15 protein-coding genes and 3 pseudogenes are annotated in these 23,100 nt (G+C 32.3%); 11 read left to right on the forward strand and 7 right to left on the reverse strand.

Going from position 1 to position 23,100, the window contains the following annotated elements:
• The first annotated feature begins 23 nt into the window (after nt 1-23).
• Nucleotides 24-371 carry a helix-turn-helix domain-containing protein gene (locus LQV47_RS08975; RefSeq protein WP_230036056.1) on the forward strand — a complete coding sequence of 116 codons (348 nt, stop codon included), beginning with the start codon at nt 24-26 and terminating at the stop codon, nt 369-371.
• A 183-nt stretch (nt 372-554) separates the two neighbouring features.
• Here LQV47_RS08975 and LQV47_RS08980 read toward each other — a convergent pair.
• The 3 genes and pseudogenes from LQV47_RS08980 to LQV47_RS08990 all read right to left on the reverse strand — a co-directional run bounded on the left by LQV47_RS08980 (nt 555) and on the right by LQV47_RS08990 (nt 3,708).
• Nucleotides 555-1,182 (reverse strand): annotated as a pseudogene (locus LQV47_RS08980) (helix-turn-helix domain-containing protein).
• Between the two features lie 69 nt (nt 1,183-1,251).
• Complete coding sequence (locus LQV47_RS08985) at nt 1,252-2,682, reverse strand: hypothetical protein (protein ID WP_230036058.1); 1,431 nt, start codon at nt 2,680-2,682, stop codon at nt 1,252-1,254.
• 573 nt (nt 2,683-3,255) lie between these two features.
• The gene (locus LQV47_RS08990; RefSeq protein WP_230036060.1) at nt 3,256-3,708 is read right to left on the reverse strand and encodes an Lrp/AsnC ligand binding domain-containing protein; all 453 of its coding nucleotides are present in this window, start codon (nt 3,706-3,708) and stop codon (nt 3,256-3,258) included.
• An 836-nt stretch (nt 3,709-4,544) separates the two neighbouring features.
• On the opposite strand from LQV47_RS08990, the gene LQV47_RS08995 reads away from it, so the two are divergent.
• Nucleotides 4,545-5,297, forward strand: coding sequence for a hypothetical protein (locus LQV47_RS08995; protein ID WP_230036062.1), 753 nt, complete (start codon nt 4,545-4,547; stop codon nt 5,295-5,297).
• A 382-nt stretch (nt 5,298-5,679) separates the two neighbouring features.
• Entirely contained in the window at nt 5,680-6,432 is a 753-nt protein-coding gene (locus LQV47_RS09000; protein ID WP_230036064.1) for a hypothetical protein, read from the forward strand.
• Between the two features lie 326 nt (nt 6,433-6,758).
• Here LQV47_RS09000 and LQV47_RS09005 read toward each other — a convergent pair whose 3' ends face one another.
• Nucleotides 6,759-6,881 (reverse strand): transposase, encoded by a 123-nt coding sequence (locus LQV47_RS09005; protein ID WP_354960630.1) that lies wholly within the window; start codon nt 6,879-6,881, stop codon nt 6,759-6,761.
• Between the two features lie 1,051 nt (nt 6,882-7,932).
• Between LQV47_RS09005 and LQV47_RS09010 the strand changes: the two are divergent.
• From LQV47_RS09010 to LQV47_RS09030, 5 genes and pseudogenes are all read left to right on the forward strand, one after another.
• Nucleotides 7,933-8,340 (forward strand): annotated as a pseudogene (locus LQV47_RS09010) (insulinase family protein); the annotation flags it as partial.
• A gap of 2,038 nt (nt 8,341-10,378) precedes the next feature.
• Nucleotides 10,379-11,647, forward strand: coding sequence for a pitrilysin family protein (locus tag LQV47_RS09015; protein WP_230036253.1), 1,269 nt, complete (start codon nt 10,379-10,381; stop codon nt 11,645-11,647).
• Between the two features lie 7 nt (nt 11,648-11,654).
• Nucleotides 11,655-13,049 (forward strand): annotated as a pseudogene (locus tag LQV47_RS09020) (pitrilysin family protein); the annotation flags it as partial.
• 351 nt (nt 13,050-13,400) lie between these two features.
• A complete protein-coding gene (locus LQV47_RS09025) occupies nt 13,401-14,855 on the forward strand; it encodes a S41 family peptidase (RefSeq protein WP_230036066.1) in 1,455 nt (484 codons plus the stop codon).
• Between the two features lie 575 nt (nt 14,856-15,430).
• Nucleotides 15,431-15,847, forward strand: a complete 417-nt coding sequence (locus LQV47_RS09030) for a hypothetical protein (RefSeq protein ID WP_230036068.1) — start codon at nt 15,431-15,433, stop codon at nt 15,845-15,847.
• A gap of 668 nt (nt 15,848-16,515) precedes the next feature.
• Here the strand turns inward: LQV47_RS09030 and dnaE are convergent.
• Both dnaE and dinB read right to left on the reverse strand, forming a co-directional pair.
• Nucleotides 16,516-19,578 (reverse strand): DNA polymerase III subunit alpha, encoded by a 3,063-nt coding sequence (gene dnaE, locus LQV47_RS09040; RefSeq protein ID WP_230036070.1) that lies wholly within the window; start codon nt 19,576-19,578, stop codon nt 16,516-16,518.
• Between the two features lie 7 nt (nt 19,579-19,585).
• Complete coding sequence (gene dinB, locus LQV47_RS09045; protein ID WP_230036072.1) at nt 19,586-20,728, reverse strand: DNA polymerase IV; 1,143 nt, start codon at nt 20,726-20,728, stop codon at nt 19,586-19,588.
• 61 nt (nt 20,729-20,789) lie between these two features.
• Between dinB and LQV47_RS09050 the strand changes: the two genes are divergently transcribed.
• Nucleotides 20,790-21,566, forward strand: a complete 777-nt coding sequence (locus LQV47_RS09050; protein WP_230036073.1) for a LexA family transcriptional regulator — start codon at nt 20,790-20,792, stop codon at nt 21,564-21,566.
• A 127-nt stretch (nt 21,567-21,693) separates the two neighbouring features.
• Complete coding sequence (locus LQV47_RS09055) at nt 21,694-22,302, forward strand: alpha-ketoglutarate-dependent dioxygenase AlkB (protein WP_230036075.1); 609 nt, start codon at nt 21,694-21,696, stop codon at nt 22,300-22,302.
• 23 nt (nt 22,303-22,325) lie between these two features.
• Here the strand turns inward: LQV47_RS09055 and LQV47_RS09060 are convergent, their stop codons facing one another.
• Nucleotides 22,326-22,730, reverse strand: coding sequence for a hypothetical protein (locus tag LQV47_RS09060; RefSeq protein ID WP_230036077.1), 405 nt, complete (start codon nt 22,728-22,730; stop codon nt 22,326-22,328).
• Nucleotides 22,731-22,743: 13 nt separating this feature from the next.
• On the opposite strand from LQV47_RS09060, the gene LQV47_RS09065 reads away from it, so the two are divergent.
• Nucleotides 22,744-23,025, forward strand: a complete 282-nt coding sequence (locus LQV47_RS09065) for a helix-turn-helix domain-containing protein (protein WP_230036079.1) — start codon at nt 22,744-22,746, stop codon at nt 23,023-23,025.
• Nucleotides 23,026-23,100 lie beyond the last annotated feature (75 nt).

Raw genomic sequence — 23,100 nt, forward strand, 5'->3', positions numbered from 1 at the left:
CCTTGCAAAATAAATTATATATTATGAGTAAGACAAAATTTAAAGAAGATTTTGGATTGGTGAACTATAAGAAAATATATTCGGATATTATTGAAAATAAGAAAACCGAAAAATCTGCAGAAATGTGTAGAATATTGAATAAAGATAAACTTTCCGGGTTGGATATCATAAAAATTAATCAATTGATATTTGGAATACCAAACAGAGCCACAGCTTCTTTTAATCAAAATCATCGCTCTTATGATCTACATACCATTCTTGAAATTTTAGAATATCAAAAAGCAAATCATTTAAATAATAGTCAAATAGCACTTCATTATAAAATTAGTAGAAACACTATTGCTAAATGGAAAAAGATGTTTATAAAATAATCATATTGTTTTTTTTGATATCATAGTGATATTCAATTGCATTCTAAATTGTTATAGAATTTGCTTTTTCCAATTATATGTAATAGCCACGACTTTATTTGACAGTTAAGGGGTAAAATAATTGTCAGTTATTCAATATTGTCCTTACTTCCAAAAGTAAGATTTTTGTTCTTTTGCAAGATTTTACAACAATTTCTCTTTTGCCATTGTTTTACTATCTAAAAATGTTTGCATTGGAGTTTTACTATAACAATATTTTCCTGTATGTGTTCTTTCATTGTTGTAATAGGACAACCAGCTGTTTAGGTCTAATTGTAGTTCTTCAATGCTTTTGTAAATTTTCTTTCTGAAAGCTATAGTATAAAACTCTTCCTGGGCTCTTTCTAGTGTTGAAAGTTGAGATTCAGTAAGAACGATACCGTCCTGAGCAAATTTTGCTTCCAGAGCTTTTAATCGTAGTTAAGGTAGTAGATCGTGTCTAAACCAAATACTTCTAACTCCGCCTGAAGGTACAATAAGGCCCTTCTTTTTAAGCCCATTACTTACTCTAAGCTGCCCCAAAGCAGGGTTTTCAATGGCTAAATCAACAACAGCTCTTTCTATAGCTTCATCTACACGATTCTTTAATACTGGCTTTGTCCTGGAGATTTCCAATAGCGCCAATTCGCCTCCTTGTTCATACCGTTTTTTGAATCTATAGAAGCTGTCTCGGGAATACCCAATCCGTGCAGACTTTGGATACGTTTCCTAAATGTTGTACTAATTCAAGTACGCCTAACTTATTTTTGATGATTTTTTGTTGTGTTGTCATAATATTTAATCTGTTTTAAAGTTATTCAATTTGATTATAACTATCAGATTAAGTATTGACTAATTCAAATTATATAATGTTTTTAATCCATAAATATATATCTTCTTCGGAGTTTATATTTAACTTCTTTCGTAGGCGATTCTTCCTGATCTGAACTGCCCTGGGTGTGACAAATGTATATTGAGCAATATCTTTAGATGAAAAATTTAAATATAAATAAGCGCAAAAAGTTAAATCCCCGATTTGCATTTTTGGATTGATCTTTATTAAGTTCGAAATAAATGTAGGATAGGTTTCCCGAAATCTGGTAATGAATTCAGGATTATTTTCTTTAGCTAATTGTATTAAATCGTCAAAAGCTTCATTTACTTTCAGTTCTAACAAATAATTTTTTTCTTTGTTTTGAGCAATAAGCTCCTCTTGAGAATCTATTTTTTTCTTTACGATCCTTTGTTTTCTCAAAATAAAATACGTTGAAATAATTATAAATAAAATACTGAAAACAACCAGAATAGTAATTTGTTTTTTTATTTTAATGTTTGTTTTATTTTCTTGCTCATGGAGTAAGTTGCCAAATGCTGTATTATTTACTTCAAAATATTCTTTAGCTATTTGTTTTTGTAAGGGGAATTCTTTTGCTTGAAATTCATTTGCTTTTTGTACATTTCCTAAAGTATTATAAGTATTTGAAATTAAATAATATGTTCGTGGAATTAAACTTTTGTAATTTAATTCTTGAAAATTTTTCAGAGCTTTCATATAATAAAAAAGAGCTGAATCAGGTTTTTTTCGAAGTGTTTCTGTCATTCCCCAAACTAAAAATGTTACTCCCACACCTCTGTATTTATATTTTTTTGCTACTGATAAGGATTTTTTAAAGCAGTAAGCTGATGAGTCATGTTTTTTTTTAAAAAAGTAATAATATCCCTTAAGAGCAAAAAAGTCAGTTAATTGTTGTGGAGGAATACTAAATTCATTTAGATTTATAATTTCTTGATTTTTTAAAATATATTTTTGGGCCGAGTCAATTACCATTTTATCACAATAATTTGCAGCTAGATCGGTATATACTTTAATTTGTAATATTTTTTTGTTTATCGTATTAGTTGTTTTACTTATATACATTAAACTTTCATAATTGGCTTGCAATGCATGATCAGGTAAATTTAGAATGCTGTATATTTTTGCTGTGGTATTGTTTATTTCAGCCATGATTTGTGTGTCAGTAGCAGAATATTCTTGTTTTTCTGCAAGAAGCAATCTTTTTAATGCTTTATTATAATATCCTAATTCATATAAAGCCTGACCCATATAAAAGTTACTATAAGCTATCCCGTATGAATCATTAATATTTTTGCTCTTTGCCAATGCTTTTTGTGCATAAAGATAGCTTTCTTGTATATTTACTTTTTTTTGTTGATTGTGCGCTGAATCTAAAAGTATCTGTATTTCTTTTTTTTGCACTGTTCTATGTTCAAATGTCTTTTGTGAAAACATCATTTTAGAGAAAAACAATATAGAAATTAGGAGAAATAAAAATTTCATGGTAATAAATTCTTTTGACAGTTTGAATCGTGAAAATACACTTTTATATCCATTTTTTCGAATTAATAAAATTAATATTGTTCATAAATTAATAAATTAATAAATTAATATTGTTCGCAAAGAAACGGTTTACTTTAAAATATTGATTTAATTTAACTATCACAAAGATATCACATGCCAGCATCCTCTTCATTTATTGACTATTTAAGCTTACCAACGAATGCTTAGTCAAAGAAAACAATAGGCATTAGGTAGTTCGATCAATATGAGAGGTGTTCTTATAGTTTTGAAAAGAACCTTAAGACTGTATATAAGATTTATAATTACATGTATTGTGTCCAAATTTTTTGATATTATATTTATTTTTGTCCTCACCAACAAAATTTTTGTTATAAAAAAGAGAATTGAATTTAAATAGTTTTCCTTATTATTTAGTAGTTAAAAAAGTATAGACTGTAAATAAGAATTATTTTTTTATAAAAACTTAATAATATGTGGTCGAGTAAATCTTTAAGTCTATACTTTCAATCATCTATAAATTGCTTGTTTTAAAGCAATGAAAATTTCTGTTTTCAAATCCAATTTTTGCAATTTTTCAAGAATTTGTAATAAGTGATTATTATCCTTGCAGATAACCTTAAGGAAAAAATTATAATTTCCTGTAGTAAAATGCGCTTCTACTACTTCATTGATTTCGTACAATGATTTTAATAAATCAGAATGACTGATTCTTTGATCTAAAGAAACTCCTATAAATGAAATATGATCGTAGCTAATTTTTTTTGAATTTAACTGAGTTGTAGAGCAGTCAATAACCTGTGCTTCTTCAAGCTTTTTAATCTTGTTTTGAATTGCTCTCGGTGAAATTTTTAAATTGTTGGCAATATGAACAACAGATGTTTTCGTGTGATCTGTTAACATGTAGATAATTTGCTTATCAATCGAGTCTAAACAATAATTAAACTGTTCTTTTTTTTTCATTAGTGTATTTTTGTTGTATTTAAAATTTTTGTGTTAGGTCTAAACTATCCACATTATATCTTTCCGGGTTAAATGTAAACTTTGAGTTTGTAATATTCTGATAATGAACTATTGTTAACTATTACTCTGTTGTTTTTCTCAGAAGTTTTAAATCTTTATTGAATAATCAAAGACACATGTTATACTATATTTGTTATAAGAATAGTTAACATCTCTCTTAAAGTAACTGTTATTTTTATGTTTAGTTTTATCACTTTTGCTGCAAATGTACATCGTAATATTGTTTTTTAAAATTAATTAAATATCTCCTAGATGTCACATTTATTTGACACTATTTAAATTGTTGTTTTGAAATAAACCATTAATTTAAGCCTAAGAGAAAATAAATGAGATTACTTATTTCTCTTAGGCTATAGTTGCTGAAAATACTTGGACAATAAAATTCATACAGAGATGGTATTTGATTTGTTTTCCAATTTTTAACAGATTAGGGTTTTCTTACAGAAGGTAATAATAATTGGTTATGTTGAATATGAATGCTTAAAAAGGTTTTTAGTTTTATCATTTCATGCTGGTTTTTATAGAACTTTATTATTTTAATTTACAGTTAAAGGGTTTAGGTTTATATTTCATGAGATATTATTTGCTTTGCATTATATGATTTTTGTCGATGTGATACATGTGTGATATCTGTTTTTATTTGGCAGAATATTTTAAGTTCTAGTTTTGTACGGTAACAAAAAGTATGAGATTTTGATAGTCATTAGTAAATTTTGTACTCCTATGAACTAAGATAAAACTTAGAGCTGAAAAATTAACAATTAAACAAAAGTCATATGAAAAAAAAGATCTTTATTTTGCCTTTATTTCTTGCTGTTATTTTCTATGGACAAACAGGTCGTGTTGGTATTGACACTGCTGATCCTCAGCGAACGTTAGATGTTAACGGGAACTTGAGAATTCGCACACTTGACAATAAAGTTGATAATGCTGTATACAATAGAATATTGATCGGAGATAGCGATGGAAATATTGATTATGTTCCAATTGAAAGATTTAATGTGGATTTACCATCGATATCTACCATTAGATATGCTACCAAAACAGTAAGTGTTCCACCAGCCAAAGACATGAATACAGATTTTATAACCATCGGCGACGTTTCATTCAGGTATCGTAGTCGTGAAGTCTGCACATCATCTGTTCCAATTGTTGGATGTACCAGTTCCTATGTTGGAGGTAGATTACAGTTCCGTTTCAATAACACAAGTGGATTAGGGACATATTGGACAAGTGCCACAGAAGTTTTGGGAAATGGTGGAAAATATGATAGATATCAAGCTGGAACGACTATTGGAGTTTCTCCTGTTATAGCAAATGATACAATTGGATGGACTGCAATTGATTATGATTATAATCCTAATCAGAGAGATGTAGGTACTGTAAACTTAATTTTACATGCTACTAATGATATCTACAGAATATCAATGATCATGAATAGCAGCTTACCCGCAGTACCAAACTTAAATATAAGTCAAGAAAATGCAAAAATTGTTTTCTTTATTGAGCGTTTGAGTGATAATAACTGATAATAAATTTTAGCAAAATTTAAAACATATCTGCTAGATTTAATTTTGAGTGAAATTTTAAGTATTCATTTGAAATGAATCGTTCAGTCTAATTAGTTTTGATCCAGTTTAAAATTAAAGTTTTTATCAAACGGGTTTTGATTTGTATTGCAAAATGGTTTGAGCCTCCGCGTCGAAAATAAATATTATTTCCGTGGCCAAGTTTTATTTAACACCATAACTTTAATTAGAAAATTGACGTTAAAACTATTTTTCATAGATTCTATTTTAGAAGTAATCTACAAAAGTATTTTTTTATCTGTTTAATTAAAATATCTTCCCATATCCTTTTATATATTTTGACGATTATATCATTTAAGTAAATAATAAAACAAACAATATTATGAAAAAAAAAGTATTTATTTTGCCCTTATTTCTTGCGGCTATTTTTTATGGACAAACAGGTCGGGTTGGTATTAACACTACTGACCCTCAGCGAACGTTAGATGTTAATGGGAATTTGAGAATTCGTACACTTGACAACAAAGATGGTAATAATGCTTACAATAGAATATTGATCGGAGATAGTGCTGGAAATATTGACTATGTTCCAATTGAAAGGTTTAATGTAGATTTGCCATCGATATCTACCATTAGATATGTTACAGGCACAGTTAGTGTTCCGCCGGCTAAAGATATTAACACAAGTTCTATAACCATCGGCGACGTTTCATTCAGGTATCGTAGTCGTGAAGTCTGCACATCATCTATTCCAATTGTTGGATGTACCAGTTCCTATGTTGGAGGTAGATTACAGTTCCGTTTCAATAATACAAGTGGATTAGGAACATATTGGACAAGTGCCACAGAAGTTTTGGGAAATGGCGGAAAATATGATAGATATCAAGCTGGAACGACTATTGGAGTTTCTCCTGTTATAGCAAATGATACAATTGGATGGACTGAAATTGATTATGATTATAATCCTAATCAGAGAGATGTAGGTACTGTAAACTTAATTTTACATGCTACTAATGATATTTACAGAATATCAATGATCATGAATAGCAGCTTACCCGCAGTACCAAACTTAAATATTAATCAAGAAAATGCAAAAATTGTTTTCTTTATTGAACGTTTAAGTGATAATAATTAATACTACGGAAGAATAATTAATAAGAAAGAAGATAATAAAATAATGTTGTTTTAAAAAAACAAACTTTGTCCAGTAGTTTAACCAAATTCAGATAATCTTTCGGAAATAAGTAAAATAAAGTAAAGAGTTCGATATTGTATCGGACTTTTTTTGTGACATTATCACAGGAAGTGCATAAGTTAAAAAGTCAGGGCTCAGACTATAAAATATGAGTCTATTTTCAAAAATAAGCATAAATTGGTTAAAATAAATCCCCAAATTATGAGTGGTCGTCGTTCATTGTTTGGTTGCTTCTTTTACCTCGAGATAACTGATTTAATATGGCATCACCTGTTGTGAATGACATTGTTTTTGGTGTATTTTCTGATATTTCCGTTGAGATTTTCAATTAAATTAGTGGTGTAAATGATTTTACGTATTTCGATTGGAAATTGAAAAAGACGGTTAATTCACCCCAAGTGTTTCCCCGTGATTGTATTGGCTATAAATATTTATTTTCCCATTTGTGTGCAAAATTATCCAAAGCTGCTTTTTGCAGCTTCTTTTGTGAGAACAATGTAGATGTTTTTCATATCAGTAGAAAATTCTTTTCTATCTTTCAAACGACATATTTACAGGCATTTTTATCTGGTGAACTAAACAGATGCGAGTTTGAGATTCTAGAAAAGCTGAGCAAAAACAGGGAAGTTTACCAGAACACTCATCCAAAAGCTGGAGCTTTCATTCTTTCCGAGCCACATCCTTTAGGATTTCTTTTTCCCTTCACGGTTTAAACCAATAGCCAAATAAATGGTTTTGTTAATGACTTTTTAGTTCTAACTAACCTTAAAAACAATTCCGTTTATCCAAACAGTTAGATATACTTCATATAGAGTTCTGTTCAGATAGAATTTTAATAATTTGAACTTCTGATAGTTTACTATTTTCATATCTATCCTATTATAACTATATTTCTAAGTGCGAAGGTTTGAGGAAGTCTTCACCCAACGATTGTCAGTATATTTATCAGATGTGATACGTATGTGATATTTATCTTTTTTCTTTTCTCTGATTTTATTATTCTATTTGCAGGAGAATAATAAGGTATTTAATTTTTCTTGTTGATGTAATAATGTACTTTATGATAAGATTCTAAATTCACATATGATTAATCTTATAGCATTAAATACAGCATGTACGATGTATGCTTATTTAATGCTTGGATTATTTTTATAATTAATAGGAGAAAACTTCTTAAGAATTGCATTAATGAGTCAATAACAAAGGATAGAATTGATGAATTGTAAGGTTAATATTGACACTAAAGATTTTATGAAAATGAATTACAAAATTTTATTTGTTTTGCCGTTGCTTGCTATTTTTAATAGTTGTGCAACTATGTCACAAGTTTTCATAAAAAACGAAGTTACTACTAATAAAGAAGCTTTAGAAAAAAAAGAATCAGACAATAGGGTTAGGATTTTTGGACATATAATAGCAGCAGCGTTTTTATTTGCAGGAATGCTTTCTGCACAAAAAATTGATATCAATGCAATGCCAAAACCAGGGCCTACCCCTGCCATCAACATTGCCCAACCAAAAACCTTCCAGCTAAGCAACGGGCTTACCGTAATGGTGGTTGAAAACAACAAACTGCCAAGAGTAAATACTATGCTTTCCATTGATGTACCTCCCTACTTTGAAGGAAATGTAACAGGGGTAAGTCAAATTATGGCAAAACAGTTCAAAAACGGAACAGCCAGCATAGGTAAAGGCGAATTTAATAAAAGAATTGATTTCCTAGGAGCAAATGTTAATTTTAGTTCAAAGGGAGCCACTTCCAACTCGCTTTCAAAATATTTCCCGGAAGTATTGGGACTTATGGCCGATGCAATTGTTAATCCAAGGTTTTCTGCTAAAGAGATTCAAAACTTCAAAGAGGGTACGTCACAAGTTTTCATAAAAAACGAAGTTACTACTAATAAAGAAGCTTTAGAAAAAAAAGAATCAGACAATAGGGTTAGGATTTTTGGATATATATATGAATACCCAAATGATAAGCCAGGTGATTGTTGCTTACATTTATTACCACCAAAGCCAAGTAAATGATTTTGCATGTGACCTGTAAAGTTTTTGAAGGAGTATTTTGCGGTTTTATTTTTAAAATTTTATAAAAATTGGAAGTGGTTATGTTTTTTTTATATAATAGAAATTGTGTACATAGATCTATGACTTGTTGTCTTATAGGTGAATGGACATAAGATCTTTATAAGGTGGATAGATATTATACCATGGTGTATATCATTAAATATAATTTTTTTTTTTGATTTCAATAGTAAACGGATTTTTTTCATTCTAATATTTTTGCTTTTCAAATATTTTGTTGTATTTGAAGGAGTAAGTAGAAGAATAGTCATTAAGTTTAACAAGAGTAGACGTTCTTTAGTTATTATTTTATCTATTGCAATGGTGATAATTTTGGTTTAAAGTCTATGAGAATTGATAAGGGCCAATTTAATCACATTGCAATAGTATTTTGATCGCAAAAGAATTATTTAAACTTATTAATTCGTATAATTTCTGCGTGATCTGTAATTTTACCATGTTTAAGGACACTCAAAAGTATTTTTTTGTTAATCACTTCTTGTTGTTAAAGTTTTGTTGAAATGTGGGAAAATCTTTTGGATGATATTTTTGATTTTTCCATATTTCAACAAAAATCTCTTGGTGTGAGATATTGCAGAGCATTTTGAGGCCGTTCATTACTTTTTTAGACGGTAACTCGTATCAATAGTGATATTCAAAATTTCTCTGTTAAAATCGTCAATGTATTTAAGCTTCTCACGCTTTGCCGCATTCCAAAGTGTCGTGCATAAAGTCCATACTCCAAGTTATGTTTGGATAGATGGGACGAAGTAATGGTTCTTTACCCTTGCTGGAAGCCTTTTCTTACGCTTATCTTTTAAATTCAGCTTCATCGTTTGTAAATCCTGTAAACCGCTTGTGATTCGATCTAAACCCCAAACTTCGTAATCGATGGTGCAGCGTCCAAAATCCCCATATATGTATGATGCTGAAAGCAAAAACAGCTCTTCCCGAATGTTGTTATCTTCTTCGTTTTTATTCTTTCTGTAATAAAAACCGAACTTTTAATGACAAAAATATCCTATGCCTTGCGAGAACTCATATTGAATGCTGCCTTCGAATAAGCAACTAATTCCTGCCTTTATAAGGCGTTAAAGCTTTTTTGCAATCACATCTTTCATCACTATATTTTCCAGAGTAAACTCTGTCATGATTTTTTTTAACTGAGAAAGTTCTCTTTTTAATTATTTCATTTTAGAGAGCTGTTGTACATCCAGCCCTCAATATTTACTCTTCCATTTGTAGAAAGTTGGCTGGCTGATACCGCGCTATCGACAAATATCATTTACCGTTTTTCCTTGATTTTGCTCAGACAAAATTTTAATAATCTGAACTTCTGAAAATTTACTGTTTTTCATAGCATTCCAAATTTAGAAACTATATTTTTATACATACCTGTTCTTGGGGAAGATTACAAGGTAACTAAGATTAATTATGTTGTTTTGTCTTTTCAGGAAGTTCCAATTGTTTTTAATATTTAAATAGATTTAATTGATGAAAATATTTCTTGCTGTAATTTCAGTTGGTAATTCTCAGTCAAGATCCTATTAATTTTAAGATAGATTTCGTGTGATATATATGTGATACTGTATTTTTTGTAATATTTAAATGGTTGCTCTATAATTGTGATTATAATTAATTCTTTTGTAAGTTATCTTTATGAGGACACAGTTGAAAAAATCAACTAAGTGATTTTACTAAGATCAGAGAGGGGTAAATTAAAGAAAAGGTGTAATATTAATAATAACTTGTTAAAATGATAACAAAATTTAGGAGAACAAGAAGACAATTTCTCTCTGCCGCTGCCGTAGCTTTCTTCGGAATGATACTGAATGCTCAGCAAATCAAATTCGAAGAGTATGATCTTCCGAACGGTCTTCATGTAATTCTTCACCAGGATAATTCTGCGCCGGTAGTTACTACAGGGGTTATGTACCATGTAGGAGCAAAGGATGAAGTGAAGGGCAGAACCGGTTTTGCACACTTTTTTGAACACCTTTTATTTGAAGGAACTTCCAACATCAAAAGAGGTGAATGGTTTAAGATTGTTTCTTCAAACGGAGGACAGAACAATGCCAATACAACCAACGACAGAACGTATTACTACGAAACCTTCCCTTCCAACAACGAACAGTTAGGTCTTTGGATGGAATCAGAAAGAATGCGTGCTTCTGTAATCAATCAAATTGGAGTAGATACCCAGAGAGAGGTGGTAAAAGAGGAAAAAAGAATGAGAATGGATAACCAGCCCTATGGAAATCTTTTCCCGACCATTCAGAAAAACCTTTTTACCAATCACCCATACAACTGGCCAACTATTGGTTCTATGGATGATCTTAATGCAGCAAAGCTTGAAGAATTCCAGGCATTTTATAAAAAATACTATGTTCCCAACAATGCTACATTAGTGGTGGCGGGAGACATCAAACCTGAACAAACAAAAAAATGGATTCAGGAATATTACGGAGGTATTCCCAAAGGAACTCTTTATCCAAAAAATTTCCCTAAAGACGCTCCTATCACTCAGGAAAAAGAAGTGACGGCAACTGATCCCAACATCCAGCTTCCGGCTTATGTTTTCGCATACAGAACACCGACCAACAAAGAGAAAGATGCTTACGTTCTTAGCATGCTTTCTTCTTATTTAAGCAGTGGAAAATCATCTGTTTTATATAAAAAATTAGTAGATCAGGATAAAAAAGCACTTCAGATAGATGCATTCAATGTAGGGCTTGAAGATTACGGTATTTTCGCATTCTTTGCTATTCCGATGGGACAGACTACCAAACAGATTTTACAGGCTGATATTGATGCAGAGATTGAAAATCTTCAGACAACTTTAATTTCTGATGAAGATTATCAAAAGCTTCAGAACCAGTTTGAAAATCAGTTTGTCAACCAGAACTCAAGCATTCAGGGAATAGCTGCATCTTTAGCTACCAATCACGTATTGATGGGAAATACCAATCTTATCAATAAGGAAATAGACATTTACAGATCTATCAGCAAACAAGATCTTCAAAATGCAGCTAAAAAATATCTGAATTCCAATCAAAGAATCATTATCAACTACGTTCCTGAGAAAAAATAATTTACCCATGAAAAAGCAATTTACCTATATAGCAGCAGCGTTTTTATTTGCAGGAATGCTTTCTGCACAAAAAATTGATATCAATGCAATGCCAAAACCAGGGCCTACCCCTGCCATCAACATTGCCCAACCCAAAACCTTCCAGCTAAGCAACGGGCTTACCGTAATGGTGGTTGAAAACAACAAACTGCCAAGAGTAAATACTATGCTTTCCATTGATGTACCTCCCTACTTTGAAGGAAATGTAACAGGGGTAAGTCAAATTATGGCAAAACAGTTCAAAAACGGAACAGCCAGCATAGGTAAAGGCGAATTTAATAAAAGAATTGATTTCCTAGGAGCAAATGTTAATTTTAGTTCAAAGGGAGCCACTTCCAACTCGCTTTCAAAATATTTCCCGGAAGTATTGGGACTTATGGCCGATGCAATTGTTAATCCAAGGTTTTCTGCTAAAGAGATTCAAAACTTCAAAGAGGGTACTATTCAACTTTTAAGGGCAAATGAGAAGAATGCTTCTTTCATCGTTGAAAGATTATCTAATGCATTGATGTATGGAAAAAATACATCAAGAGGTCAGTTTGAAACGGTAGAATCTATCAACAAAATCCAGCTGGCAGATGTACAAAATATTTATAACAAATATTACACTCCGGATAATGCGTATTTAGTGATTGTAGGAGATGTAAAATTTGATCAGGTGAAACCTTTGATTGAAAAGGCTTTTGAAAACTGGGAAAAATCTAATACTCAATTTGCAGCCTTAGAACCGGCTTCAAATGTTTCCAAAACAGAAGTGAATGTAGTGGATGTTCCCACCGCAGTACAGTCGGTGTTATCAGTACTCAATTTGAATACCATTACAATGAAGGATACTAATTACTTCCCGGCTACCATAGCCAACAATATTTTGGGAGGCGGGCCTGAAGCTAGGCTTTTCATGAACCTTAGAGAGAAAAACGGGTTTACTTACGATGTCGTTTCAATATTACAAACGACTAAATATTCTCCAATATTTTACGCTGAAACCAGCGTAAGAAATGAGGTGACGGATAAAGCCGTAAAAGAATTAATGAATGAGCTCAATGCCATTTCTACCGTAAAGCCTGAGGAACTGGAAAATGCCAAAGCAAAATTGAAAGGCTCATTCATCTTGTCTCTGGAAAAACCTGAGACAATAGCAAGATTTGCCGTAAACCAAAAAGTTCAGAACCTTCCTTCAGATTTTTATACTAATTATTTAAAATCTATTGACAAAGTAACCGTTGCAGATGTTTCCAATGCTGTGAAAACAACGATTCTTCCCAACCAAAGCAGAATTTTCATCGCCGGTAAAGCATCGGATATTTCTGAAGGGCTGGAAAAATTAGGCTATCCGGTAAAATATTTCGATAAAGAGGCTAATCTAATAAAATAGGAAAAATAATCTGTTATAAAGTATGATAATTTTTTAAGCAAAATATCTTTAAATAACTAATGTCAATTAAATTAAGACAAACAATCTCTAAGTAGATTTTTTTCATTTTTTTGTTTAACCAGGCAAACGATGTAAATACTAATGATTTCAAATCTAAAACGTTGCCTGGTTTTAAAAATATTAACTTGATACTAGAATAAGATATGAATAGTAATAATAAAATTAAACTTATAAAATCTTGATATCTGATATTCGATGATTATTAGTTTAAACGACATTAAAATTAAATTTAGTACCTCATAATATTAATAATATAATCAATTGATATTAAATAAGAAAATGAAAAAAATATTTATTATTATTGTATTGATGAATTATACTTTAGGAATCGCCCAATACTCAGTATCGGAAATTTCTAAAGATGGATATCTCAAAGATTTTGATATAGCTATTGACATAATTCAGAAACAACATCCCAATCCCTATCGGTTTAATGACCAAGAAACCTTTAAGAAAAAGGTAGATTCCCTTCGGAAAGAAATAGAAAAAAAACCAACTTTTATTAATTTTTATGCCAATATTCCAAATAAAATTTTGGGAGATGGACATGTTACTTTTATTCCTGATTCTAATTATCAAGAAAGTTTCTTAAATTCTTTCTCATTATTTCCCATTGCAACTTATATACATAACGGAAATGTGTTTGTTAATGGCGAGAATAAATACAATATTGAAATCGGTAGCCAACTTCTTGAAATTAATAACTACAGTGTTAATTATATACTGGATAAAGGCGGTAAAAAAGCAGATGGGAATATAAAGGTTGAGAACATAAATTTTAGCTTAATTGCTTCATTGCGATGTAGCAACGATACAGGCCTTTATACTATAAAGTACAAAACTTTAAAAGGTGAACAAAAAGTTGCCAAGCTTAGTGGGATTACATATAGTAAATTTTATTATGAAGATAACCATTCTATATTGCCAATGGATTTGATTTCCACGGCCTATGGTGTGTATGGATATAGAGTTAATTCTGATACTTATTATCTATCTATTAAATCATTTAACTATGATGAAAGTACTTTTTATGAAAGACTCTCTAAATATTTTCAAGAGATAAGAAGTATTAAATCTAAAAACCTAATTATAGATATACGAGATAACGATGGCGGCTCCTTAAGTAATATTCCCTTACTTTATTCTTTTATTACTAAACACCCACAAATTAATACCTCGTATAAATACGGTACTAAAGTTATTGACATCCTTTATCAAGATTATTTAATTGATCTACAAACAAATAGATACTTTTCTGATAAGGATATTATTGATCAGAATAACTTTATGAGACAACGATTCGAAAAAGATGATAAAGCTGATTATTATTTCGGTAATGCAAGACTAGATGATACCTATATAAAAAACTATCCAAGAGACAATCTGTTTTTTGACGGAAAAGTAGTCTTGATTATTAATAATGGGACTTTTTCAGCAGCGGCTTATTTTGCTTCACTATTCAGCAGGGAAAAGAGGGGGGATCTTGTAGGAAAAGAAACTGGTTCCTGTAGTAATTTTACAACAGCAGCTTGGTTTATTAACTATAAATTACCAAATACAAAGAGTATTTTATCAATCCCGCGATCTGAAATATTTTTTAATGAAAATGCTACAATGGCTTCTGATTGTAGGGGTGTATTTCCAACTCATACAATTGAGACTAAATATTTTATAAAAGCATTAACCGAAAAAAAAGATCCAGAGTTAGAGTATTCATTATCATTACTTAAGTAATTAAAATTCGCTTTAGAGACGATTAGAAATATCAAAAAGTCATTTTACTTTTTAAAATTTAATGTTTACTTTAAAAGAATTAATAAGTGTTTGGACTACAAAATGTTTATTTCAGAATTGTTAATGCTACGATGTCTGATTATCCATTTTTAAGTTCATCCTCAATCATCTTTTATTTAGGAAAAGATTTGGCAGATTTCTTTATTATTACTTAATTAACTATTTTTTGCAAAACTTAACATGATTAGCTCCTCCGGGGATAAATTACAAGAGACCAAATTATTTTGTATTACCAAAATTCAGAAAATATCTTTATTAAGATAATGATCATTTCTACTTGCAATAATTGACAGCAATAAAAAACAGTATTAAGAGATCAATGATTACAAAATTCTGTCAGTGACATTATATAAAAAATGAATTGAAAAGCATTAATCTACAGAAATATTGTAATATCCGAATGACATATGCAGAATATAAATACTAGCTCCCTGAAAAGAGTTAGTTTTAACAAGCCCTATTAAAATATTAACAAATTTATGATCTTAACAAATAAAGATTGGGTGATACTAAAAATGAAGATTTTGCAATTCCTATTTGCGTTTAATTGTGGTTTAGTATTAGTTGGATATACTTTAAAATCTTTCATACTGGTTAGCTTAAGATGGCCATGGGCCATACTGTTTTTCGTGATTAGTATATTAATACTTAGAAAAATAGTGAATCTTAGAATCTTTCAGTTCGAAAATAGTGGTTTAGTTTTTTCAATCAAATCCTATCATCCATTAAAAAAAGGAATCGTATCCCCTCTGGTTGAATATCCGGTGGACTATTTACGGTCACTTAAAATCGAAAGATCTGTATTCGTTGATGTAATTGTAATCGATATTGATCTAAAGGAAAAAGAAACACCCTTCAGGATTAAAATCAAAGTATCCGACATAAGTGACAATGATTACCGACGGATGGTCAATTCCTTTTTACAGAAATAACCATGTATTTTATTTGAAGATGAGGAGGAGGATAATATTAACAAGAAACAATATTCGAGATTGCTGGTCAGCAGATTAATATTAATTATTGGAGGCTACGTTCTTGCTGTCTGGTATGCCATTTGATAAGGTTTGTATTATCATTGGTGCCCTTAGGGTCGGGATTGGACTAGGATTACAGAGAATTTTGGGTACTTTTATATCGGGGATTATTCTTATATTTGATCGGGCTAAAGCAGAATCTTTTTAGGCACTTTGAAAATAACAATATTAATGCTGCAGTTTAATCTATCGGAAAACTGAAACTGTAAAAAAAAATTATCAGACTTCTTTATAAATGAGTGAGAGAAAGATAGCATAGCTTTAATGAATTTACGATTTAGTGGTCAAATTTTTTGAAAAGTTTAAAATTGCAAGAAAAAAAACATTTTACAGTTCCATGTTGTTATAATACATTCGCGGATTTATAGCTGACATTGGATACAGATATCTATACTATATTAAAATTTATTAGTATATATATTCCTTTGGTATTAAATGGCTATTGTTGGTTTTTCATTAATTTCATAAATAAGTTTTTTCTGCAAAATGACCTTATAATTATTAAATATAAGTAAATAAGTTTTTTGCCAATAGTGTATTTTAACTTAAGTGATTATTATTCTGTACTATTCAGTCATCTTATTGCGTGGCAATCCTATTTCATGTTCCTGAGGATAAGGTTTTCGCCATGTCATACTGATATCTTCATGCAGGTTACCCTGAGCTTCCAATGATTTTTCTTTATCCATTGAATATCTTGGATCCGGAATGAAAGGCATTTTGGACATTTTATGAATGGTAACAGTAGGAAAATGGAAATCGACTTCTACTTCTACTGTTCCCAATAGAAGATAACAGCCACCACCCTGAAAAGGATATTCTTCGAGGCAGTTCGGAAAATGAGCCGTGTCAAAATATTCTCCTTCAGCATCGATCCAGGTTCCGAAATACATCGTTCCTTTTTTGGTGGGAACATGCTTTCTTGAAATGAGATAAGCGAGCATTTTAATTTGTTTTTTGTGAAACCCTATAAGATCTTTGGCCATTACACTACCTCTGTAGCGGGTTTGTAGCAAATCAAAAGGACTGAAAGAAACGGGAAAACCTAATATCTCTATTTCATCAAAAGCATCTTCAAATGGATTTCTAACTATGGAGGGAAGCTGATAATCTTTCTGTGGCTCATCAAGTAATGTTGGATGTCTAAATGCAATTTTATTATTTCCCAGAAGAAATCTTGATTCAATCAGCAGTTCATGTTTCTGTTTTCCGGTAAAGCGGAATGCGCCGATAAAGATTAAAATTTGCAATGTTTCGATACCAATAGGAATTCTCCTAATAAAATTTTCCAGGGAAGTATAATCTCCATTTTGAGCTTTTTCTTCAGGGATCAACCGTGCTAATCTCGTTTCCAATCTTTCAATATGCATCAATCCTAAATAAACATCCGAACCATACACCGTTGTCTGATACTGGCTTAAATTAACACAGGGATTATGAATAGTGGCTCCCGACATTCTGGCTTCATGAATATAGACTTCAGTTCTATAGAATCCTCCGCCATTATTGATCGCGGAAACCATAAATTCAATAGGATAGTAAACCTTGAGATATAAACTCTGATAACTTTCCACAGCATAGGAAGCAGAATGTGCTTTACAGAATGAATAGCCTGCAAAAGATTCGATCTGCCGGTATACCTCCATGGATAATTGTTCAGGATGTCCCAGTTTTTTACAGGATTCAAAGAAGTTATCTTTTACTCTCTGTAAAGCGGATAAAGACCGGCCTTTACCACTCATGGCTCTTCTCAGCACATCACCGTCAGGGGCAGATAACCCACCGAAATGAAATGCAATTTTAATAACATCCTCCTGATACACCATAATACCATAGGTTTCTCCTAATTCCTTTTCAAAAACCTCATGAAAGTATTCAAATTTTGTGGGATGGTTATGTCTGAAAATATATTCCCGCATCATTCCGCTTTGGGCAACTCCGGGCCGGATAATGGAAGAGGCAGCTACCAGCACTTTATAGTTGTCGCATTTCAGTCTTCGGAGTAATCCTCTCATGGCAGGAGATTCAATATAAAAACAGCCGATGGTTTTTCCGGAACTCAAAAATTCATTGCATCGGGCTTCGTCTTTTGAGAGGGAAGTGTCCCGGATATCAATATCGATTCCTCTTTTTTCCTTAATCAGCTTTACAGTGTCATCTATAGTTCCTAATCCTCTTTGTGAGAGGATATCAAATTTTTCAAGACCAATCTCTTCAGCAGTGTACATATCGAACTGTACAATCGGAAAACCTTTGGGAGGCATTTCCAATGCTGAATAATTGGTGATAGGTTCTTCTGAGATCAGAATTCCACACGAGTGCATACTTCTCTGGTTAGGAAACTTTTCTAAAAGTTTTCCGTAGTAATGAACCTGTCTGGATACCGAATTATTATCATGTTCCTGAATCGGTTTTGTTGCTAGTGTATCCAGCTCATCTTTGGGAAGTCCGAAAACTTTTCCTATCTCCCGGAAAATAGAACGGTACTTAAATTCGACATTGGTTCCACAGAAGGCAACATGGTCTTTACCATATTTATCAAAAATATATTCAAGGATGATATCCCTGGTCTGCCAGCTCCAGTCGATGTCAAAATCAGGAGGCGTTTTACGGTTGAGGTTTAAAAACCTCTCAAAATAGAGATCCAGTTCCAGTGGGCATATATCAGTTATTCCGATGCAGTAGCTGACAATAGAATTGGCACCGCTGCCTCTTCCTATATGCATAAAACCCATGCGGTTGCTGTATTGGATAATATCCCAGGTGATGAGAAAGTAAGCACAGAAATTAAGCTGGTCAATAACCCCCAATTCTTTATCCATTCTTGCTTTCGCCTGCAGATTATCTTCGGAGTATCTTTTAGAAAGTCCCTGATAGGCTAACTTTTTTAAAAGCTTAGAATCATTTTCTTTGCTGTCAGTGAAATGCTTTTTGTTTTTAGGCGTTGAAAAATCAAAATCAAAATGGCAGCTATTGACGATATACTTCGTGTTTTCAATAATTTGTGACTGATGGTAAAATTGAGCCAGAAGCTCTTTTTTATCAGTAAACATTTCGTTGTCTTTACAGTAATCAGCTTCTGTAAGCTTACTGATCAATGTATTGTGATCAATAGCCCTTAGTATTTTGTGAAGTTCATATTCTTCAGGGGTGGTAAAGGTAACCGGATGAAGAATAACCATTTTATGAATGAACTGTTTTAATTCCGGTTTAATCAAAAGGTTTAACTGGTTCTGTCTGATGCCTATAAATTCATGATCTGCTAATTTTTCGGGAATATTCTCCAGTGGGTAAATAACAAAAGTATCTGTAAAATCAGGATTTGCTTTAGGGATTTCAATGCCTTCACAGTTATATGCGGTTAAAAGCCTGTTGACTTCTGCAATGCTTTTTTGATTTCGGGCCAGGCAGATATAATACAGTTCATCCTGAAGCCTTATTTCCACTCCGACGATCGGTTTGATATTATGATCCTGACAAAGCTTGTAGAAATCATAGATCCCGGTAATGGTATTGATATCGGTAAGAGCCAGGGTTTTAATATTAAACCGTACGGCCTGCTTAACCAGTTCTTTAATAGAAATGGTTCCATACCGAAGGCTGTGATAAGAATGACAATTCAGAAACATCTTGTAATTATTTTAATAAACCTGAAGCTCTTCCTACGCTTGAAGTTCCAAACCTGTTCTTGATTTTATCCATTGTCTGATACAGTGATATCAACTCTTCCGTATCTTCAAAGAGATCCATTTGATGGCATCCGTGAACCAGTCCGGTAAACTTTACTCCAACTAACCTGATTCTCATACGTCTGGTATATACCTTTTTAAAGAGTTCTAAAACATACCTGAGGAGGGTATGGTCAGCTGAGGTGTAAGGAATCCTGCATTGTTTGGTTTCCGTATCAAAATTGGAATACCTTAGTTTTACCACCACTACCGATACGAGCCATTTCTCTGCCCGAAGCTGATAGCAGAGCTTTTCAACCATTCCGGAAAGAATACTTTTGATCCCCCGAATATCTATAGTGTCCTGAGCAAAAGTATCTTCTGTAGAGATGGATTTTCTTTCCGAATAGGCAACCACAGGAGTCTCATCAATTCCGTGTGCTTTTTTCCAGAGCTCATTTCCGTTTTTACCGATCAGCTGCCACAGTACATCAACAGGCATTTCAGAAAGAGTCTGTATGGTTCTGATTCCCAGTCTTGACAGCAGCTGAAAAGTAACATCGCCAACCATAGGAATCTTCTTTACCGAAAGCGGGTTTAAAAACGGCTGGATATCAGGGTGTTTGACTTCCAATCTTCCGGTTGGTTTTGATTCCCCGGTTCCGATTTTGGATACGGTTTTATTGGTGGATAAAGCAAAACTTATAGGTAAACCTGTATTTTTCTGTACGCTATCTGCTATTTCATGAGTCCACCTGTAACATCCAAAAAACTGATCCATTCCGGAAAGATCAAGATAAAATTCATCGATACTTGCCTTTTCAAGAACAGGAACTTTTTCCTGAATAATTTCTGTTACCATATGGGACATATTGGAATACATTTCCATATCTCCCTTAATTACTTTTGCTTCAGGGCATAACCGTAAAGCCATTTTAATCGGCATCGCACTTCTGACTCCGAAAAAACGGGTCTCATAAGAGCAGGACGCCACTACACCACGGTCTCCACCTCCTATGATCACAGGCTTTTTCTCCAGTTCGGAGTTTTTCAGCCTTTCACAGGAAACAAAGAACGTATCCAGATCCATATGTACAATTGCTCTTTCCATGTGACAAAATTAGTCACGTTTTGAAACAAATTTTGTATTTTTGCTGTCTAAAATTGTAACAATGTCGAAATTCTCTGATAACATCGTGTTTTTGAGAGGAAAGAAAAATATGACCCAGCAAGAACTGGCAGATCTATTATTTCTTACCCGATCCAGATATGTTGCCTATGAATATGGCAGAACAGAACCTCCTATTGAAATATTGCTTAGAATTTCAAAATTCTATAACATCAGCATTGACCTACTATTGACTGTAGATGTCAGAAAATTTTCTATTGATGAACTCATGGAACTTCCTGAGAATAGGATCGTTCTGCCTATAAAGGTTGATCAAGATGGAAACAATCAGATTGAGATTATCCCCCAAAAAGCTTCTATGGGCTACTTGAATGGCTATGGAGATCCGGAATACATAGAAAGTCTGGAGATCATATCATTACCTTTTTTAAAAGGTGGTAAGTTTAGGGCATTTCCAGCTGATGGAGATTCAATGCCCCCCTATAAGAACGGAACCTATATCGTGGGAAAATATGTAGAAAATCTTTCGGACTTGAAAACAGACAGAACGTATGTTTTCATTACCACCAATGATGGAATCAGTTACAAAAGGTTTCAGTTTCATGAAGCAGATGGTATATGGGTGAAGGCTGACAATCAATTTTATGAGCCTTATAAAATTCCATTGCCTGAAATTAAAGAAATCTGGGAATTTGCCTGTAGTATTAATACCAAAGAATATGGGCCTGATGAATTTTCAGAACATCATATTCAAAACTTTATCACAGAAATTAAAACTGATATCAAACAGATCAAAGAAAAAATGGGAGATAAGAATTGAATTTATTTTGAGTACATGGCATAATCAAAAAACTTCCCCGAGGGGAAGTAAAAACACAAATGATGAAAAAAAATTATTCCGTAGAAACGGAATAAGACAAAGTTAAATGATTTAAAGAAAAATTACAATGAGTCAGCTTAGTTTATTTGATGCAGAAGAGTTGTATGAGTTTCCAAAAGATCTTTTGGAATACAGAGAGAATTTCCTGAGTAAGGAAGAAGCAGATCTTTTGAAAGATCAATTGCTTCAAACTGCCTCATGGGAACAGCGTACTCAGAAGATGTATGATAAGATGGTTCTCACTCCACGATTAACAGCCTGGTATGGTGATGCACAATCTTATGATTCAGCCGATAATAATACCGCTAAAAGAAATGAGTGGACTCCTGAACTTTATGCTTTAAAAAAAAGAATAGAAAAAGAGTTCGGTTATCAATTCAATGGTGTCCTGCTCAACTTTTACCGGGATAACAATGATTCGGTAGCATGGCATCGGGATAAGGAAAGCCGATATGGAAAACGACCTGTCATTGCATCCATCAGCCTTGGACAAACCAGAAACTTTGATTTCAGAAAGAAAGATCATCATCAAAGCAAATACAGTTTGCCACTTCCTAATGGCTCACTCCTTATTATGAAGGGCGACTTACAAGAAAATTGGGAACATCGCATTGCCAAATCAACGATACGAATGAAAGAACGAATTAATCTGACTTTTCGATTAATAAAGTCTTAAGAATAAACCTGTTCAAGAGTATGTTATAATTTTTGCAAATGCTTTTCGGCACATTCGTGTAAAATCTTGTCAATTTCCGAATCAATCTCAGGGGAGATATCTTGTGTCCTGCCAAATCCGACTCTACCGCTTCCAGACTGTCCGAACGAAATCATATACGCTGTTGAAAGATCTATTTTTTCTTTAGAAAGAAAATCTTTATATTTTTCATTAAGTTCTGCTATTTTAATTTCAACACAGTCTGAAAATCTTTCAGCACCATTTCCAAAAAGCTGTTCAGTTAAGCCCATAGTCTTTATTATTTTACTATAAATATCGATTTTTTTGATAAAAGATTTACTGCTAATAAAATAAATCTTTTCGTTACTACGAAAAAGTAGTGATTTTATATGATTTCTGTTGATCAATTTTACATCACCAGCAATCATAAAAATCACTATTATGAATATTGAGAGAACAGAATTTATAGCCTGGATGGAGAGAATCATAGAGAGATTTGACCTACTGAAAGAGCAGATGCTTAAGAACCAGTCCAGATTTATAGAAGTAGACGGAGAACAGCTTCTGGATAACCAGGATGTTTTACAGCTTTTAAAAATAAGCTCCCGATCATTACAGCGGTACCGGACTGATAAAAAGCTGCCTTACTATACCATCAGCGGAAAGCTGTACTATAAGCTTTCGGATGTCCATCAATTGATCAGAGAATGTTTAAACTCTTGATAGTAACAAGACATCCACAGCCAAATCATTCATCACCATTCCAATCTTTATCAGTCACTTAATTAAGCCTATACC

Origin of the sequence: Chryseobacterium sp. Bi04 (assembly GCF_918698085.1) — a bacterium.
Lineage (GTDB): Bacteria > Bacteroidota > Bacteroidia > Flavobacteriales > Weeksellaceae > Chryseobacterium.

What these genes read in the sequence shown, in the direction of transcription:
- LQV47_RS08995 (WP_230036062.1), top strand. Translation starts at nt 4,545, where the DNA reads ATGAAAAAAAAGATCTTTATTTTGCCTTTATTTCTTGCTGTTATTTTC.
- LQV47_RS09050 (WP_230036073.1), top strand. Translation starts at nt 20,790, where the DNA reads ATGTCGAAATTCTCTGATAACATCGTGTTTTTGAGAGGAAAGAAAAAT.
- LQV47_RS09055 (WP_230036075.1), top strand. Translation starts at nt 21,694, where the DNA reads ATGAGTCAGCTTAGTTTATTTGATGCAGAAGAGTTGTATGAGTTTCCA.
- LQV47_RS09025 (WP_230036066.1), top strand. Translation starts at nt 13,401, where the DNA reads ATGAAAAAAATATTTATTATTATTGTATTGATGAATTATACTTTAGGA.
- LQV47_RS09015 (WP_230036253.1), top strand. Translation starts at nt 10,379, where the DNA reads ATGATACTGAATGCTCAGCAAATCAAATTCGAAGAGTATGATCTTCCG.
- LQV47_RS09030 (WP_230036068.1), top strand. Translation starts at nt 15,431, where the DNA reads ATGAAGATTTTGCAATTCCTATTTGCGTTTAATTGTGGTTTAGTATTA.
- LQV47_RS08990 (WP_230036060.1), bottom strand. Translation starts at nt 3,708, where the DNA reads ATGAAAAAAAAAGAACAGTTTAATTATTGTTTAGACTCGATTGATAAG.
- dinB (WP_230036072.1), bottom strand. Translation starts at nt 20,728, where the DNA reads ATGGAAAGAGCAATTGTACATATGGATCTGGATACGTTCTTTGTTTCC.
- LQV47_RS08975 (WP_230036056.1), top strand. Translation starts at nt 24, where the DNA reads ATGAGTAAGACAAAATTTAAAGAAGATTTTGGATTGGTGAACTATAAG.
- LQV47_RS09000 (WP_230036064.1), top strand. Translation starts at nt 5,680, where the DNA reads ATGAAAAAAAAAGTATTTATTTTGCCCTTATTTCTTGCGGCTATTTTT.
- LQV47_RS08985 (WP_230036058.1), bottom strand. Translation starts at nt 2,682, where the DNA reads ATGATGTTTTCACAAAAGACATTTGAACATAGAACAGTGCAAAAAAAA.
- LQV47_RS09065 (WP_230036079.1), top strand. Translation starts at nt 22,744, where the DNA reads ATGAATATTGAGAGAACAGAATTTATAGCCTGGATGGAGAGAATCATA.
- dnaE (WP_230036070.1), bottom strand. Translation starts at nt 19,578, where the DNA reads ATGTTTCTGAATTGTCATTCTTATCACAGCCTTCGGTATGGAACCATT.
- LQV47_RS09060 (WP_230036077.1), bottom strand. Translation starts at nt 22,730, where the DNA reads ATGATTGCTGGTGATGTAAAATTGATCAACAGAAATCATATAAAATCA.